Annotated in this window: 11 protein-coding genes; 4 read left to right on the plus strand and 7 right to left on the minus strand. The window is 71.3% G+C overall.

What is annotated here, in order from left to right:
• Window positions 1-73 precede the first annotated feature (73 nt).
• Both ACWC24_RS19570 and ACWC24_RS19575 read right to left on the minus strand, forming a co-directional pair.
• Window positions 74-2,530 carry a SpoIIE family protein phosphatase gene (locus ACWC24_RS19570; RefSeq protein ID WP_450664085.1) on the minus strand — a complete coding sequence of 819 codons (2,457 nt, stop codon included), beginning with the start codon at window positions 2,528-2,530 and terminating at the stop codon, window positions 74-76.
• Between the two features lie 42 nt (window positions 2,531-2,572).
• A complete protein-coding gene (locus ACWC24_RS19575; RefSeq protein ID WP_450664086.1) occupies window positions 2,573-7,147 on the minus strand; it encodes a HAMP domain-containing protein in 4,575 nt (1,524 codons plus the stop codon).
• 564 nt (window positions 7,148-7,711) lie between these two features.
• Between ACWC24_RS19575 and ACWC24_RS19580 the strand changes: the two genes are divergently transcribed.
• From ACWC24_RS19580 to ACWC24_RS19595, 4 genes are all read left to right on the plus strand, one after another.
• Window positions 7,712-8,353 carry a hypothetical protein gene (locus ACWC24_RS19580; protein WP_450664087.1) on the plus strand — a complete coding sequence of 214 codons (642 nt, stop codon included), beginning with the start codon at window positions 7,712-7,714 and terminating at the stop codon, window positions 8,351-8,353.
• Window positions 8,354-8,616: 263 nt separating this feature from the next.
• Window positions 8,617-8,811, plus strand: a complete 195-nt coding sequence (locus ACWC24_RS19585) for a hypothetical protein (RefSeq protein ID WP_450664088.1) — start codon at window positions 8,617-8,619, stop codon at window positions 8,809-8,811.
• Entirely contained in the window at window positions 8,808-9,068 is a 261-nt protein-coding gene (locus ACWC24_RS19590) for a hypothetical protein (RefSeq protein ID WP_450664089.1), read from the plus strand. The genes ACWC24_RS19585 and ACWC24_RS19590 overlap by 4 nt, the downstream gene beginning before the upstream one ends.
• A gap of 425 nt (window positions 9,069-9,493) precedes the next feature.
• Window positions 9,494-12,193, plus strand: coding sequence for a BTAD domain-containing putative transcriptional regulator (locus ACWC24_RS19595; protein WP_450664090.1), 2,700 nt, complete (start codon window positions 9,494-9,496; stop codon window positions 12,191-12,193).
• A 107-nt stretch (window positions 12,194-12,300) separates the two neighbouring features.
• Here ACWC24_RS19595 and ACWC24_RS19600 read toward each other — a convergent pair whose 3' ends face one another.
• The 5 genes from ACWC24_RS19600 to ACWC24_RS19620 are packed head-to-tail and all read right to left on the minus strand — an operon-like array spanning window position 12,301 to window position 16,805.
• Entirely contained in the window at window positions 12,301-13,605 is a 1,305-nt protein-coding gene (locus ACWC24_RS19600; RefSeq protein ID WP_450664091.1) for an NADase-type glycan-binding domain-containing protein, read from the minus strand.
• A complete protein-coding gene (locus tag ACWC24_RS19605; RefSeq protein ID WP_450664092.1) occupies window positions 13,602-14,159 on the minus strand; it encodes a phage tail protein in 558 nt (185 codons plus the stop codon). Before ACWC24_RS19605 ends, ACWC24_RS19600 begins: the two co-directional genes overlap by 4 nt.
• Window positions 14,160-16,106 (minus strand): putative baseplate assembly protein, encoded by a 1,947-nt coding sequence (locus ACWC24_RS19610; protein ID WP_450664093.1) that lies wholly within the window; start codon window positions 16,104-16,106, stop codon window positions 14,160-14,162.
• Window positions 16,103-16,516, minus strand: coding sequence for a GPW/gp25 family protein (locus ACWC24_RS19615; protein ID WP_152888590.1), 414 nt, complete (start codon window positions 16,514-16,516; stop codon window positions 16,103-16,105). The genes ACWC24_RS19610 and ACWC24_RS19615 overlap by 4 nt, the downstream gene beginning before the upstream one ends.
• Before the next feature lie 7 nt (window positions 16,517-16,523).
• On the minus strand, window positions 16,524-16,805 hold the full coding sequence (locus ACWC24_RS19620; RefSeq protein WP_450664094.1) for a PAAR domain-containing protein: 282 nt from the start codon (window positions 16,803-16,805) through the stop codon (window positions 16,524-16,526).
• Between the last annotated feature and the right edge of the window lie 36 nt (window positions 16,806-16,841).

Genomic DNA, 16,841 nt, shown 5'->3' on the forward strand with positions numbered 1-16,841 from the left:
ACCGGTGCGGGTTCCCGGGGCCGACAGGGCCTCGGCGAGGGGCCGGGCGGCCCCTGTGCCTCGATGCGCGAAGTCAGTGCACCTCGATCCCGATGAGGCAGGTGTCGTCGTCGGTGTCGGACGCGCTGTAGGTCAGCAGGTTGTCGAGGTGCTTTTCCAGCGAGTCCGCGGTGCGCGAAGCCACGGCGAGGAGTTGCCTCAAGGAGTCCGTGACCGCGACGTCCCGGCGTTCGAGGAGCCCGTCGGTGTACATCAGGAGGATGTCGTCGGCTTCGAGTTGTACCTCCTCCTCCGTGAACGTCGCGTCGGCCAGCGCTCCGAGGAGCAGTCCCGGGGTGAGGGGGAACGCCTGGGCTTCCGTCCCGCGGACGAGGACGGGTGGCAGGTGGCCGGCGCGGGCCCAGCGCAGGGTCCTGCTCCGGGGGTCGTAGATCCCGCAGACAGCGGTGGCGGTCAGATTGCCGGTGAGGTGGAAGGCGACACTGTTCAGCCAGGAGAGCAGCTGCGCCGGTCCCGCTCCGGTGACGGCGAGACCGCGCAGGGCATTGCGCAGGACGACCATGCCGGTGGCGGCCCGGATGCCGTGTCCGGCGACATCGCCCACGCTGAGGAGGATCTTGTTGTCGGGAAGGACCACGGAGTCGTACCAGTCCCCCCCGACGAGCGACTCCGATTCGGCCGGCCGATAGCGCACCGCGACGCGGAACCCGGGTACCTCCAGCGGGGCCGGTGCGGGGGGCATGATGGCGTGCTGGAGTTGCAGGGCGAGCTTGCTGCGCTCGGCGGATTCGGATTCGCTGTCGGCGAGCTGGTCACGGGTCGCCGCGAGGGCCACCTCGGTCCAGTGCTGTGCGGAGATGTCCTGGCAGGCACCGCGTACCGAGTAGAGGTGCCCGTGATCGTCCAGGACGGGCTCGGCCACCATCCGGATGTGACGGGTGATGCCGTCGGGGCGCAGCAGTCGGAAGTCCACCGATGACTCGCCCAGGCGGTGCAGAACGGTCCGCAGGAACCGGCCGATGGAGTTCACGTCGTGGGGGTGGGCATGGGCCGGCAGGTCCTCGAGGGGAACGGGCGAAGCTGTCATCGGCAGTCCGAAGAGCGTGAACAGCTGCCCGTTCCAGCTGATTTCCCCTGTGCGCATGTTCTGCTCGAAGCCGCCGACCCTGCCGAGTCTTTGCGCGTGTTGCAGAAGGCTGGCGAGCCGTGCCGTCTCGTCCTCGAACTTCCATATGAGCAGGAGGGCCGAACCGTGACGGCTGATGCTCACGTCCGCGACGGTGGTGAGGGGGACCTCGCCGACGAGGGCCGTCAGCGGCGTGCGCAGTGCCTGCCAGGCTTCCCCCGTGGCGTAGACCCGCTCCAGTTTGTCGAAGAGACCGCTGCCCTCGGCTGCCGCGGGATAGGCCTCGAGGAAGCGGGCGCCGTTGACGATCGAACGCGGTCGGCCTGCCGGGTCGACGAAGTAGCTGTTGGTGTGATGGATGCGGAAGTCGGCCAGGCACCCGTCGTCGTCGAGGCTGGGGATGAGGATGAGGGCGGGGTCGTAGAGGTGGTCGGCCAGGTCGGTGAGTTCGGCGAGGGCTACCTGGTGCGCAGTGCCGGGGGCGGCGGGCATCGCGCAGGAGGCCTGTTCCTCCAGGGTGTGGGCGCACAGTTCGGCCAGCGCCTCCAACTGGCGCAGGACCTGCGGGGGCTGCGGGGACAGCGCCTCGGGCCAGCCGATCTCCAGGACGCCGTGGATGCGTCCTCCGGTTCCCGCCGGGACCATGATGCGGCCGCTGTTGGGGTGCTGGCGTCGGCCGATGGTGGGAATGCCGACTTCGGAGAGGCTGGTGACCGCGGCGAGTTCCCGGCTGGTCAGGGCGAGCCTGGCGCACGTGGCGACCTCGGGTGGCACGTAGCGCCAGCGGGCGGCGTCCTCCTGGGTGAATCCCGCCTGGCCGACCAGGGTGAGTGAGGAGTCGGGTCCTGCCACCCAGATGGCGACGCCATGGGCGCCCAAGGGGCTGAGCGCGTTCTCCAGCAGGGCGGCGGCGACGGCTTGCGAGTCGGTGGCCGCGAGCACGCGGCTCTCGGCTGTCCGCAGCCGGACGGACGCGCCGCTGTCGGAGGCGGGCTCGGCGACGGCTTTTCGCAGGAAGTGCTGTGCCACGTCGCTGACGCGGTCGCGGGCGGCCTGGTTGATGACATCGACGGCGAGGCCGAGCATGGTCCCCCCGGACTGTTCGGCCAGTTTGGCCAACTGCCGGGCCGCCTCCGCGGGCCCGCATCCCAGTCGGCCCACGAGAATGCCCTTGGCCATCTCGACCAGGGCCCGCCCGTCGGCGGCCGACTGGGCTTCCTGAGCCTCTCTGCGCAGTCGCTCCACGGTGGCGGCGAGCCGTCCTGTGCCGGGCTCGGCACTGCGGGAGTCCGCGGCGGGGGCGGGCGGGGCTTCGCGTGCGGCGGGCACCGTCGGCGCATCGCTGCGCGGGTGGGGCGGGGCCGTGTCTGCCGGCCGGGGTGCTACGGGTTCGTCGGCGTTCACCGTGGGTGGGCTTCCTTCGTGGAAGTGGCTGGGGCTGCGAGGTCAGGTACGGGGAGCGCTCGAGGTCTCCTGCGGCAGCAGCCACCTGCGGAGCCGGACTATGAGGTCGTTCGCGTCGACGGGCTTGATGACGTAGTCGTCCGAACCCGAGGCCAGACTCTTCTCCCGGTCGCCGGGCATGGCCTTCGCGGTGACCGAGATGATGGGGACACCGGCGTATTCGGGCATACGCCTGATCTCCGCGGTCGCTGCGTAGCCGTCCAGTTCCGGCATCATCACGTCCATCAGGATCAGGTCGATGCCGGGGGTGCTGATCAGGGTCTCGATGCCCTTGCGGCCGTTCTCGGCGTGGAGGACGTGCAGGCCGTGCAGCTCCAGGATTCCGCTGATCGCGTACAGGTTGCGAGGGTCGTCGTCGACCACGAGAACGGACCGGCCGGCAAGGCCGGCGTCGACGACGGCGTGCTCGGGTGCGGTGAGGTCGCCGTCGGGCCGCACGAGGGACAGGATGTCCCCGGGGCGGTCCGCCGACAGGTGCAGGGCGATGCGTTCGCGCAGTTCGTCCAGGCTGGAGAGCACCTCGAGCGGCTGGACGACGGTGCGCTGGGCGATCTCCTCCTGCTGCACCCTGGTCATACGACGGTTGTCGTGGGCGAGGACCGGCAGCGATGCGAGCGCGGGGTCTCCCGCGAGGGCCTGGAGGAAGCGCAGTGCCTCGCCGTCGGAACCCAGTTCGAGGACCACGCAGTGGAAGGTGGACTGGGCGAGCACGGCAGCGGCGTCGGCTGCGGTGAGCGCGGTCACGACCTCGGCGTGCTCGGCCGGCCCCGTGGCCGCTCGTCCCGCGGTCAGGTCGGAGGCCGCGCTCTCGGCGACGAGGCTGAGGAGGCCGCTGCTGCGCTGCTCTATCACCAGGATGCGTCGGGGACGACGGTTCTCCTCCCCCTGCCCCGCGCTGTCGTCAGGCCGGCCGGGAGACTTCCTGTCGACTCCTTCCAGGGCGGGAGCGGCTGCGTCGCGCTCGGTGGAGTCCGGGCGCGAGACCGGCAGGTACAGCGTGAACGTGGAGCCTTCCCCGGGCATGCTGCGGGCGGTGACGACACCGCCGAGGAGTCGGGCGATCTCCCTGGTGATGGACAGTCCGAGGCCCGTTCCGCCGTACTTGCGGCTGGTGGTGCCGTCCGCCTGCTGGAACGCGGCGAAGATGACTTCCAGCTGCTGCTCGGCGATCCCGATGCCGGTGTCGATGACCCGGAAGGCCAGCACCGATCCGGCCCGGGCCAGTTCGGTGGGAAGCTCGGCCTCGCTCGCCGGTTCGATCCGCACCTGGACGCGGCCGTGTTCGGTGAACTTCACCGCGTTGGACAGCAGGTTGCGCAGGATCTGTTGCAGACGCGCGTCGTCGGTGAGCAGGTCCACCGGCACACCGGGCACGGTCGTGATGTCGAAGTCGAGTCCCTTTTGGCTGGTCAGCGGCCGGAATGAGGCTTCCACATAGTTCAGGAGCCGTTGGAGGGAGACCCGCTCCAGGTTGATGTCCATCTTGCCGGCCTCCACCTTGGACAGGTCGAGGATGTCGTTGATGAGCTGGAGCAGGTCGGAGCCGGCGGAGTGGATGATGCCCGCGTATTCGACCTGCTTGGGTGTGAGGTTGCGGGACGGGTTCTGGGAGAGGAGCTGGGCGAGGATGAGCAGGCTGTTGAGCGGGGTCCGCAGCTCATGGCTCATGTTCGCCAGGAACTCCGACTTGTACTTGGATGCCAGGGACAGCTGCTGGGCCCGGTCCTCGAGTTCCTGTCGCGCTTGTTCGATCTCCAGGTTCTTGGTCTCGATGTCGCGGTTCTGGCTGGCCAGGAGGGCGGCCTTCTCCTCCAGTTCGGCGTTGGAGCGCTGGAGTTCGTCCTGCTGGACCTGCAGCTGTTCGGAGCGGGCCTGGAGCTCGCCGGTGAGGCGCTGGGACTCGCCGAGGAGTTCGTCGGTGCGGGCGTTGGCGACGATGGTGCTGACGTTGACCCCGATGGTCTCCATCAGACGTCCGAGGAAGTCGCGGTGCACCGGGGTGAAGGGGGTGAAGGAGGCCAGTTCGATGACGCCGAGGACCTGGCCCTCGACCAGGATGGGCAGCACGATGAGGTTGGCGGGAGCGGCTTCGCCCAGCCCCGAGGAGATCAGATAGCCGGGCGGCACCTGGTCGGTGGTGAGGATGCGGCGGCTGCGGGCCGCCTGCCCCACCAGGGTCTCGCCGTGGCGTATCCGCGCGGCGGCGGGGCTGTCGGCGGGCCGCCCGAACGAACCGATCAGGGTGAGCCACGCCTCGCCGTCCACCTCTTCCCCCAGATAGAAGGCACCGTAACCGGCGTCGACGAGGGGAGCCAGTTCGTCCATGACGAGCTCGGCGACGACAGCGAGATCACGGTGACCCTGCATCAGGCCGGAGATCTGAGCCAGATTGGACTTGAGCCAGTCCTGTTCCTGGTTGGCGCGGGTCGTCTCGCGCAGCGAGCCGACCATCGAGTTGATGTTGTCCTTGAGTTCGGCGACCTCGCCCGAGGCGTCGACGGTGATGGAGCGGGTCAGGTCGCCCTCGGCGACCGCGCTGGCGACCTCGGCGATGGCCCGCACCTGCCGGGTCAGGTTGCCGGCGAGTTCGTTGACGTTCTCGGTCAGCCGCTTCCAGGTGCCGGAGACGCCCTCCACCTCGGCCTGACCGCCGAGCCGGCCCTCGCTGCCGACCTCGCGCGCGACGCGGGTGACTTCGGCGGCGAAGGAGGAGAGCTGGTCGACCATCGTGTTGATGGTGGTCTTCAGTTCCAGGATCTCACCGCGGGCGTCCACATCGATCTTCTTCGACAGGTCGCCGTTGGCGACCGCGGTGGTGACCAGCGCGATGTTGCGGACCTGCCCGGTGAGGTTGTTCGCCATGGAGTTGACGTTGTCGGTGAGGTCCTTCCAGGTGCCCGCCACGTTGGGCACCCGGGCCTGGCCGCCCAGCCTGCCCTCGGTACCGACTTCCCGGGCGACGCGGGTGACCTCGTCCGCGAACGCCGACAGGGTGTCGACCATGGTGTTGATGACCCCGGCCAGCGCGGCGACCTCTCCCTTCGCCTCCACCGTGATCTTCTGCGACAGGTCACCGCGGGCCACCGCCGTCGCCACCTGTGCGATGGAGCGCACCTGGCCCGTCAGATTGGAGGCCATGACGTTGACGTTGTCGGTGAGGTCCTTCCAGGTGCCCGAGACGCCCCGGACCGTGGCCTGGCCGCCCAGGTTGCCTTCGGTGCCGACCTCGCGGGCGACGCGGGTGACCTCGTCGGCGAACGCCGAGAGCTGGTCGACCATCGTGTTGATGGTCTCCTTCAGTTCGAGGATCTCGCCCCGCGCGTCCACCCGGATCTTCTGCGTCAGATCGCCCTGGGCCACAGCGGTGGTGACCTCGGCGATCGAGCGCACCTGGGCCGTCAGGTTGTCGGCCATGAAGTTCACCGAGTCGGTGAGGTCGCGCCAGGTACCGGAGACACCCTTCACGTCCGCCTGGCCCCCGAGCCGACCGTCCGTGCCCACCTCACGGGCCACACGGGTGACCTCCCCCGCGAACGCCGAGAGCTGATCGACCATCGTGTTGATGGTCTCCTTCAGTTCGAGGATCTCGCCCCGCGCGTCCACCCGGACCTTCTGCGAGAGATCGCCCTGAGCGACCGCCGTCGCCACCTGGGCGATGGAGCGGACCTGCGAGGTCAGGTTGCCGGCCATGAAGTTCACCGAATCGGTGAGGTCGCGCCAGGTACCGGAGACACCCTTCACGTCCGCCTGGCCCCCGAGCCGACCGTCCGTGCCCACCTCACGGGCCACACGGGTGACCTCCCCCGCGAACGCCGAGAGCTGATCGACCATCGTGTTGATGGTGTTCTTCAGTTCGAGGATCTCGCCACGGGCATCGACTGCGATCTTCTGGGACAGGTCGCCCCTGGCGACCGCGGTGGTCACCTGGGCGATGTTGCGGACCTGGTCGGTCAGGTTGCCGGCCATGAAGTTCACCGAATCGGTGAGGTCACGCCATACGCCTGCGACGCCCGGCACCTCGGCCTGGCCGCCGAGGCGGCCCTCGCTGCCGACCTCGCGCGCCACGCGGGTGACCTCGTCGGCGAAGGAGGAGAGCTGGTCGACCATCGTGTTGACGGTGTCCTTCAGCTCGAGGATCTCACCACGGGCCGCGACGTCGATCTTCTGGGACAGGTCGCCCCTGGCGACCGCGGTGGCCACCTGGGCGATGTCCCGGACCTGCGTGGTCAGGTTGCCGGCCATCGCGTTCACCGAGTCCGTCAGATCGGCCCAGGTACCCGACACACCGGGCACCTCGGCCTGGCCGCCCAGCGTCCCCTCGGTGCCGACCTCGCGGGCGACCCGGGTCACCTCTGACGTGAACAGGGACAGCTGGTCCACCATCCCGTTGAAGACCGTTGCGATCTCCCCCAGGAGCCCGTCGGTCCCGTTCGGCAGGCGGGTACCGAAATCACCGTCACGGACGGCTGTCAACCCGGCGAGCAGCTGCCGCAACTCCGGCTCCCCCACCGCTCCTGCCGTCGTGGCACCCTCGCGTGCATGCGTCGGCTCGACCATCCAGCCCATCTCCCTTTGCCCAGGCCACGCCTCCGTGCTTCGGGCGTCCCGCCGCCAAGTGCACCATACTTGGCAACTCGGTCGTCACGCCTTCGGCGATCCGCGATCGACTCATGGAACACACGAGGGGGAACGAGACCGGCAGCGCCACCAGTTGGCCCCGGTCCGCCGGACGGAACGACGCCCGCGGCCGCGGAGTCGGCACCACGCCGACGCGAGCGGGTCGGACGAACACGCGGGCGGGCCCGGTACGCGGATTTCATGACGCACGGTCCGCTCGGCCCCGCCGGGCGTGGAGGGACAACCCGGGAAATGCCGGAGATTCCAACCGCGTAGTCGCTCTTCGACGGGGTAGACGCAGCGAACTCGACCATGCGACAACGCAGTTCCCGGTCCGGCCCGGGGCCGGATCCATACACCCTCGGCGGCATCATGCGCTCACGTCTCAATCCGGTACCTCTCGACGAGCAGCACACAAGGGAATCCTCCACGGTGAAGGGCCGCGCCGAAGCCCGAACGCACCACCCCAGGCACGAACGCCGCGGTGAAGCACGGCTGCCCGGGGTGGTCGCCACACTTGTCGCCATCGCCTTGTACGTGGCCCTGCCGCAACAGCTCCTGGTCGCACCCCGCTATGTGCTGCCCGCTTTGGAACTGCTCCTTCTGGTGCCGCTCGTCGCGATCAACCCCAAGCGGCTGACCCGGCAGACCACGTCCTTCCGCGTCCTCTCCGTGGTTCTCGTACTCCTCATCGCGGTCGGCAACCTCACGGCCCTGGGGATCCTCATTCACGAACTGGTCCACGCCGATGTGAAGGACGGCCGTTCCCTGCTGGTCGCCGCGCTCCAGGTCTGGCTCACCAACATCATCGCGTTCGGGCTCGCCTACTGGGAACTGGACCGGGGCGGCCCCGTCGCACGCACCCAGGCGCCTCGGCGCGATCTGCCACTGGCCGATTTCCGCTTTTCGCAGGACGAGAACGACGACGCGGTGCAGGAGGTCGCCGACGGCGCGAGCGGCACCTCCGACTGGGTTCCGACCCTCTCGGACTACCTGTACACCTCCGTGACGAACTCGACAGCATTCAGCCCGACGGACACGATGCCCCTGTCGACGCGCGCGAAGCTGCTGATGAGTATCCAGAGCGTCGCCGCTCTCCTGACGTCCCTCCTGGTTATCGCTCGAGCGGTGAGCATTCTGCACTGACCGGATTCGAGCGTCCCGAGTCGGGTGGAGTCGAGCTGCTTGGTTTTGGGCTACTGGCGGGTGACCTCTCAGCGTGTCCCCCGGCAAAGCGGAGCCCGGACCGAATGCACCACCTGCCGGACTGATGCCCTGAACAAAGTGCCGGGTGCCGGCGCCGCGTCATCGCCGAAGCGCGCGCCGGAAGCCGAGCGGGTCGGCCAGATCGCCCGGAGGCCACATCCGTCACCGCTCCCGGCACGGAGCCCGACCAAGGAGAAGACCCGGTGAAGCGCCGCGACCGGCTGCGCGGCGCCATGGCCGCCGGCCTCACCGCTCCGGCCCTCGCCGCGCTCACCGCCGCCCGGACCGGCATCGACCGGACCCTCTCCCCGGCCTGCCCCGGAGCCTCTCGGCGGGTTCGGCCGGCGGAGCGGGGACGGCGTGCGGTCCTGGCGGACTCCGCCGCACCGCACGGATGAGAAATCCCCTGCCGGGGGTGGCCGGATTTTGCACCGTTCGTCTCGAACCGGACCGGGGGCGCCGTGTTCTCGGCCACGACCTGTCGGAAATGGCGCTGAAGAGCATCGGGTACATCGCCGTCCATGACCTTTGCCGGGATGCCCTTCGCGTCGGCCATGCCGACCGCGTCGATCCCACCGATGCGGGTGACGAATGCGGCGACGCCCCCGACGAGTTCTCCTTGCCCTCCACAGTCGGCAGTTCCCGCTCGCAGTAGCGATTTTCAGCCTCGGCCGCTTCCGGGTTGCCGGTCCGACCGGCCCCGACCGGCCCCGACCGGCAAGGTCAGCACAGGTGACGGAATCCGGAGGACTGTCGAGCAGCGCCTCCAGGCGCCGTGAGGCGGCAACCGGCGACTGGAACGCGCCACATTTCCCTCCGTGTCCGCCACGTCGTCCTGCACGGCCCCCTCCTGCGGCTACACAGAGGCCCTCCCCTCCGGCCCTGGAAGAGCACTTTCTTTGCCGTCGGCCGTTTCCGGGCACTCCGGACGAGGGAAAGCACAAAAATGACACCCCATGGCCACACAAGCCCCACATCCCGTAACCTGATAAGCATTGAAATATCAAAATCAGCAGAAAAGAAGAAATAGCCGAAACGGGATACTCGCAGCAGAGTGTCCAGTATACGGGGATTAGATATATGACGAGTCTTTTACCGGCTCAGCAGTGGGCCACGTTCCGGATTCCGGCCTCCGAGACCATGCCCCGAGGCCGGCTGACCGAGCAGCTCACCCACTGCCCGTCGGGTCTGGTGGTCGCCCCGCCCGGCTTCGGCAAGACCGCGCTGCTGGCGCAGGCGGCCAGGGCGCACCCGGGCCCGGTGACGTGGTATCAGGCCCGGCCCGGCGCCGACCAGCGGGAACTGCTGACCGCACTCGGGTACCCGCCGGACACACCGGCGGAGCTCTCCGGCGCGTCCGGCGTGAGCCAGCAGAGGTCGCGGCGCAGGGACAGCGGAGCGGCCGGACGGCTGGTCGTCATTGATGACATGCACCTGCTTTCACCGGCCGCGCAGACGCTCGCGGTCCGGCTCGGCCAGTTGGCGCCGCCACATCCACGGGTCCTGATCGGAACGCGCCCCGCAACCGGGTTGCCGGTCACCGCGATGGAGGCGTCGAGCGCGACGGTGGTGAACGCCGACGCGCTGCGTTTCCGCTCCTGGGAGGTCGAGCATCTGTTCCCGCGTCTGTACGGCACGGCTCTGCGCCCTGGAATCGCGGTGCCCCTGGTCCGGGCCACCGGCGGCCGGGCCGCGATGCTGAGACTGTTCGGCAGAGCCGTGGCGGCCGACCCCGACGCCGGTCAGGAGCAGATCCTGGCCGACGGGTTGTTCGGCCGCGCGTACCTGGAGCAGGAGGTGCTCGCCCCGCTCCCCGGCCGTCTCGGGCGTTTTCTGACGGAGACCTGCCTGCTGAGCCGGCTCACCGCCGAGGCCTGCGACGCGCTGACCGGCAGGGCCGACAGCGCCGAGATGCTGTACTGCCTGGCTCACGAGCACGGGGTCCTGCGCGCCGCCCCGGACGGACACACGTACGTCGCCGAGCCCCTGCTCCGCGCATGTCTACGCGCGCGGCTCACCCATACGGTGACCGACGTCGAGCTCGCGCGGCTGCGCGACCGGATCGGTGCCGGTGCCGGTGGCAGCGATCAACAGGACCCGCCGTCTCCGGCGGTGCGCCGTCGCCTCGGGACCGCCGACTGGACCGGGCCGCTGCGCGCCGTCGTCGCAGGCACCCCGGACCTGTTCCCCGGCCGCTCGGACGGGCACGGCACCGGGGCCGGCTCCGCCGCCCTCCTGGTCCAGGGCGTCGCCGCCGCCCTGTCCGGTGACGGGACGGCCGGTGACACCGTGCGCCGGGCCCTGGCGGAAGCGACGGAGGACGCCCTGGTCGTACTGTCCGGACAGTTGGTACGGGTGACGCTGGCCGTGCTGGCCGCAGGCCCGGCCGGGCCGGTCCCCTACCCGGAGCTCCAACGGATCGCGTACGACGCCGAACGGCTGGACCTGCTGTGGCTGAGCCGAGCCGCCCGGTGCCTGCTGGGCCTGGGGCCTCACCCCGAGGATGCCGGACAGCCGGCCGTCGTGCTGGAGGAGTTCACCCGGCTCGGCGACGCCGAAGGGGCGGCGCTCGCCGCAGCGGCCGTGTGCCTGCGCTCGGTGTGGCGGGGGCGCCCCGGCATCGGCGAGCTGGAGGAGGTCGTGCGGCGATTCCGGGCACTGGGCTGGGGCACGCTGGAGGCGTGGGGCCGGGCCGCCCTCGCCGTCGTGGAGGCCGCGCGCGAACTGCCGGACGCGGAACAGCGCGCCGCCCAGGCGGAAGCGTTCGCCCGGTCGGCGGGCGTACCCGGCGCACGCGCGCTGGCCATCGGCGCGATGGCCATGGCGACGCCCGACGCGGCGAACCGGACCGAGTTGCAGGAGGCCGCCTGGTCGACGGCCCGGTCCGCGCGACTTCCGGTGCCAGGGCTGCGCTCCTGGCTCACCGCCCTCGCGTCCCCCGCCGGCCCGGCCGGGGAAGGCGCGGCGGCGGCCGGGGGAACCAGAGGCGGCGGGCAGCACACCACCGCGTCCCCGAGCACCCATGAAGCGCCGTCGGTGCCGGGTCTGACGGTGCGTTGCCTCGGCGGCTTCGAGTTCACCCTGGCCGGGCGCGCGCCCGACTGGGCCAAACTGCGCCCCAGGGCCCAGGCGGTGCTGCGGCTGCTCGCCGTACGGGCCGGGCAGGCGGTCCACCGTGACCATCTGCTGCTCGCGTTCTGGGACGGAGTGACGACCCCGTCCACCCTGCACAACCTCCAGGTGACGATCTCCAGTCTGCGTTCCTTCCTGGAACCGGAACGCCCCTGGGGCGGTTCGCGGCTCATCACGCGGCAGGGCGACTCCTACCGGCTGGTGCTGGCGCCCGGTGACGTGAGCGATGTCGCGGCCTTCGAGCGTGCGGTGCGCGACGGCCGAAGATCCCGGGCGCAGAAGCGGCCGGAGGAGGCGGCCGAGGCGTTCCGCACCGCTCTGGACCAGTACGCGGGTGAGCTGCTGCCCGGGGACGGACAGGCCGAGTGGGTGGTCGCCGACCGGGAACGGCTGCGCCGGGAAGCGGCCAACGCGGCCGTAGCGCTGGCCGAGATACGTCTCGACCAGAGCCGGCCCGTGGAGGCGGCGGAGGCCGCCGAGAGCTGCCTGGAGATCGACGGGCACCGTGACGCCGCGTGGCGGGTGCTGATCCGGGCGTGCGACGCCGCGGGTCTGGCGGCCGACAGTGCGCGAGCCCGTCGTGGCTACTCGGCGATGCTGGCCTCCCTGGGGATCCCGCCGTCCGGCATGCTCTCCCACCCGATGTAGCGGCGGGCGCAGGGACGCGCGACCGTCGGCCCCCTGCTCCGCCGCGCATCGCGGACGGGACACCGTCACGAGGGGGACGCCCTGGCACCGGGCGTCCCGGACCGGCATCATTGTCGCAGGCCGAAGAACTCGACCTCCAGGATCGCCGTGTGCCGGTTCTTCGCCTCGGCCCCGTAGGAGGACCGGACGACGAACCGCACCGTGCTGACGTTCTTCCCTTCGAGGTCCAGCGTCTGCGGTCCCGGCTTGTCCTCCAGTTTGAGCTGCTTCTTCTCGACCTTGCCGCCCTGTTCCCCCAGCTCGACGTCGATGACGGACGGCCTGGCCTGTTTGAGGAACTCGTCCTTGTTGACCGACACCCCGGTGTGGATGATGAGCTGCTCGAGGGTGACGGGCTGTTCGAAGCGTGCCTCCAGTGCCTCCCCCGTGCCCGCGCCGCCCGAAGCGGGCGCCCAGTAGGTGTTGTTCGCCCCGTCGAAGGCCAGGTTCGGCCCGTGGTTCTTGAGGTGGCTGGACGCCTGCGCGAACTTCGGGTTGACGGGGGTGGGTTCGGCCGTCTTGTTGCGGAGGCTGTCGATGAGGCCGCTCAGGTGGGGCTTGGCGAGGTAGCCGCCGCCGAGCAGGAGGACCAGTGTGATCGGGATCGCCAGGCTCGGCCGTCGCCAGGCCCGGACCCGGGGACGCTGCCCCGCCGCGAGCGGACGCGGCGGGCGGCGGCGCAACCGGCGCAGCAGTCGCGCCCACCACGAGAGCCGCTCCTCCTGCACCACGGCCGCGCCGAGCACGGCGCCGCAGCGAAGGCACAGGGTGCGGGTACGCGGGTTGGCCTGGGTGCAGGCCGCACAGATCAGATCGTCGGCCGGGGGCACCGGGCGGGGCGCGGTGGTGTCCTGCGTGTCCGGCGACGCGGGCACGTCGTCCGGGTCGGCCGGCCGCTCACCGGGCCGTCGTACGGTGCCGGAGACCCCGCGTTCCGCCGACGCTCCGGGCCGGACCGGTTCGGCCGGGGCGGCGGAGGCGAGCGGGACCGCCGGACTCGGGACGGTCCGCTCCGGTGCGGGAACGGTTGGCGGCGTCTCGGGCCGGGGCGGCAAGGGAGCGGTCCGGGCTGTTGCCGGCTCCGGCCCGGTAGCGGCGGCCGCCTGGGCGGACGGCCCGGAAGCGGAGGCGTCCGGTGTCACGGTGGCCGGTGTCACCGGGCTCGGGGCCGCGGGGCTCGGCACGGCCGGGCCGGAGAGCGCGGGCTCCGCGACGGCGGCGCGGGGCGCCGGTGTGGTGGTCCGGCCGACGCCCGCGGATCCGGTGCCGCTCTCCTCCCACTCGAGGAACTCGTTGCAGGACGCGCAGAACGCCGCGTCCGGCGCGTTGTGGTGACCGCAGTTCGGGCAGATCTTCTCGCCGGGGCCGCTCATGCCGTGTCCTTCAGGGGCAGCAGTTCCGTTTCGTACCCGACGTGCGCCGGCACCTCACCGGCCACCAGCCGCCGCAGCCGCTCCGCGCCCGCCGCGTCCGGGTCGGCCACCCGCACCCGTACGGTGACCCGGGGCACGGCACCGGGCGGCCCGGGCAGGGTGCTGCGCGCCGTCTCGGACCACGACGTGCCGCCCGTCTCCTCGATCTCCGCCTCCGTGCCGAACTCCTGTCGTACGGCTTCGGCGAGTCCGCCTCGCGTTCCCCGTCTGCGGTGCCGTTCCATCGCCCCGAGGACCGCGGCCCGGCGCTGTCCGGCCGGCTGACCGGGGGCCGGGTCGGCGGCCACCCACTGCCCCGTCCACTCCAGGAAGTCCTCCGGGGCGGTGCGCGGGTCGAGGTGGGCGGGGAGGTTGTCGACGGTCAGCAGCACCGGCGCGAGCACGTCGTCCAGCGCCCCGAGGAACCGCTGGATGAAGTCCTCTCCCAGGTACACGGCGGGAAGCTGGTAGATGAGTGGATGGGGCGTGGGCAGTCCCTCGACTGTTCCGCGCATTCAGGCCTCCCGCATTCGGAGTTGGTGCTCGTAGGAGAAGACGAGGGCGTGCGGGTCGAGCACGATCCTGGCGACCGGCTCGGCGCGCTGCCCGGTCACCGGGTCGGCCGGGAAGAGCCGGACGTCCTCGACGAGGTCGACGCCCGGCACCCGTTGGAGGACGGCGTACACCTCACCGGCGTGGATCGGCCGCCCGAACGGCCAGCCCTGCCCGCTCGGGCCTCCGGTGACCGGGTTGAAGTACCCGTACAGGGCGGCCAGTGCCGCGGTGCGGACCGGGTCGGCGGCCGCACCGCGGGCCGCCAGTACGGACGCCACGACGGTGACACCCTGGTAGTAGGGGGGCTCGACCACCAGCCGGGTGCCGATGGGGCGGCGCTGGTCCAGGTAGTCGGCGAGGCTGCGCAGCGTCTCCCGGGGCGGCACCAGGTCGTCGAAGCGCAGCCGTCCCTGTGCGTCGCCCTGCACGGCCGGCACCAGCAGCAGCCGTACGCCGCCCTCCTCGCCCTCTCCCGCGGGTACGCAGGCGACCCGCGCCGCGTCCGGGGCGACCTCGCGGGCCAGCACCTCGTAGTCGCGCGGGACGACCGCCCGGTGCAGGGTGCTCAGTGTCATGGGGCCGCGGACCTTGGCGCTCTCCACGCTCTCCCCGTCGACCCCGCCGACGGCGGCCCGCCGGTTCTCGGCCCGTGCGACGAACGGCAGCGAGGTGCGCAGCATCCGCAGCGTCCCCCTGGCCACGTTGCCCTGGCTGCCGCCGCCGGTCCGGTAGGAGCGGATCCGCACCGGGGTGCCCTTGGCCGGTACGGCGCCGTAGTAGCGGACCGTCCCGTCCGGCTCGCGGACGGCCGGGCCGAAGTCGACCCGGCCGGAGTTCGGGTCCAGTGTCAGGTGCCGGTCGCCGGGGCCCGACTGGGCGAAGTCGTCCACCCGCTGCCACTGCGACCAGCCCGAGCCGTCCGCCACCTCCACGACGAACGGTTCGTCGCCGGGGACCACGGGCGGCCGGGCGACGTGGAAGGACTGGCCGGGCACGCCCTCGGACAGGCCCAGGACCTCGTCCGTCACGGTCTCGGCGTGCACGGCCTCGACCGTGGCGCCGATGGTGAAGGCCTCGGCCTCACGGATGGTCGGCGACTGCAGATAGGTGGGCTGGTCCGGCTCGGCGGAGATCAGCCGGCAGCGCAGCCAGCCCGCGCTGCCGCGGGCGATCGTGGATTCCGCGTGGCCGGCCGGCAGATGCAGCACCACCTGGCCGGGGCGGTTGAAGCCGCCGGTGGTGTCCTCCTCGACGTCACAGCGCGCCCACGCCGTGCCGTCCCAGGCCTCCCAGCGCAGCGGCGGGCGCCGCGGGTCGACGCCGACGCCGTCGACCCGGCAGTCCAGACGCAGCACGACGACCCCGGTCGGGACGGGGTTGGTCAGACCGACGTACAGGGCGTCGCCGGGAGCCGGCCGGGTGTCGAAGCAGGGCACGTCGCGGCCGAGGGCGAGCTCCTGGGTACGGTCGGCGGCCTCGCCGCCGCCGGGGCAGGTCGCCAGCCGGGCCAGCCCGCACGGCACGACGGACAGATCGCGCACGGTGGTGAACACCACCGCTTCCTCGGTCTCGGTACGCACGGTGGCGACCTCGGTGCCGGCCCTGACCCGGACGGTCTCGGGCTGGGGCGCGGACAGCCAGAACGTGACGTCCGTGCGGGCGGCGGTGGGCGGGTGCAGCCGGACGCCGATCAGGTCGAGGAAGGCCAGGTAGTTCTTCTCCGGCACCCGGTTGAGGCGGTAGAGGAGCTGGTCGACCATGGTGGCGAAGGCCTCGATCAGGGTCACGCCCGGATCGGAGACGTTGTGGTCGGTCCACTCGGGGCACCGCTGCTGGACGAATCGCTTGGCGTCGTCGACGAGGCCCTGGAAACGCCGGTCGTCGAGATTGGGGCTGGGCAGCGTCACCGACCCGTACCTTCCTCGTGCGCGGGGATCACATAGAACGGGAACACGAGGTTGCGGGGGTCGTTCGTGCCGCGCACGGTGTAGCTGATGTCGATGTACAGCACGCCGTCCTCCACCGCGTCGAACCGGACGTCGATGCCCACGACCTCGATCCGCGGCTCCCAGCGGTCCAGGGCGAGCCGGATCTCGTAGGCGATCTGGCCCGCCGTGCCGGCGTCGGCGGGGGCGAACACGTAGTCGTGGATGGCGCAGCCGAACTCCGGCCGCATGGGGCGCTCCCCCGGGGAGGTGGCGAGCACGAGCCGGATCGATTCCTCGATCTCCCGCTCGCCGCGCACCAGGGCGATGCTTCCGGTGGCGTCGGTGCGCGGCGGGAACGCCCAGCCCGCGCCGACGAACTGCTGGCCCATCAGCCGCTCACCCGCCGATCAGTACGGTCGGGCAGCCCGCGACGATCGGGGCGCCGCAGGCGGCGGTGTCACCCATGCGGGCGGCGGGCCTGCCGTTGATCAGTACGGTGGGGCACCCCGGCGGAATGATCACGGACGGTGGGTGCACCGCGGGCGGCGGGAAGGCACAGACATGGGTGGTGCCGACGGTGGCGGCGGGCATGCCCCCGATGAGGACGGTGGGCGCGCCGGGCGGGCCGACCGTCCCCGGGTGACCGGTGGGGTCGCCGACGCGGGCGGCGGGTGGCATGGGGGAGGCTCCTTTTCGTCGGCTGTTCGCTGTTCG

It is taken from the genome of Streptomyces sp. NPDC001443, from assembly GCF_053597355.1.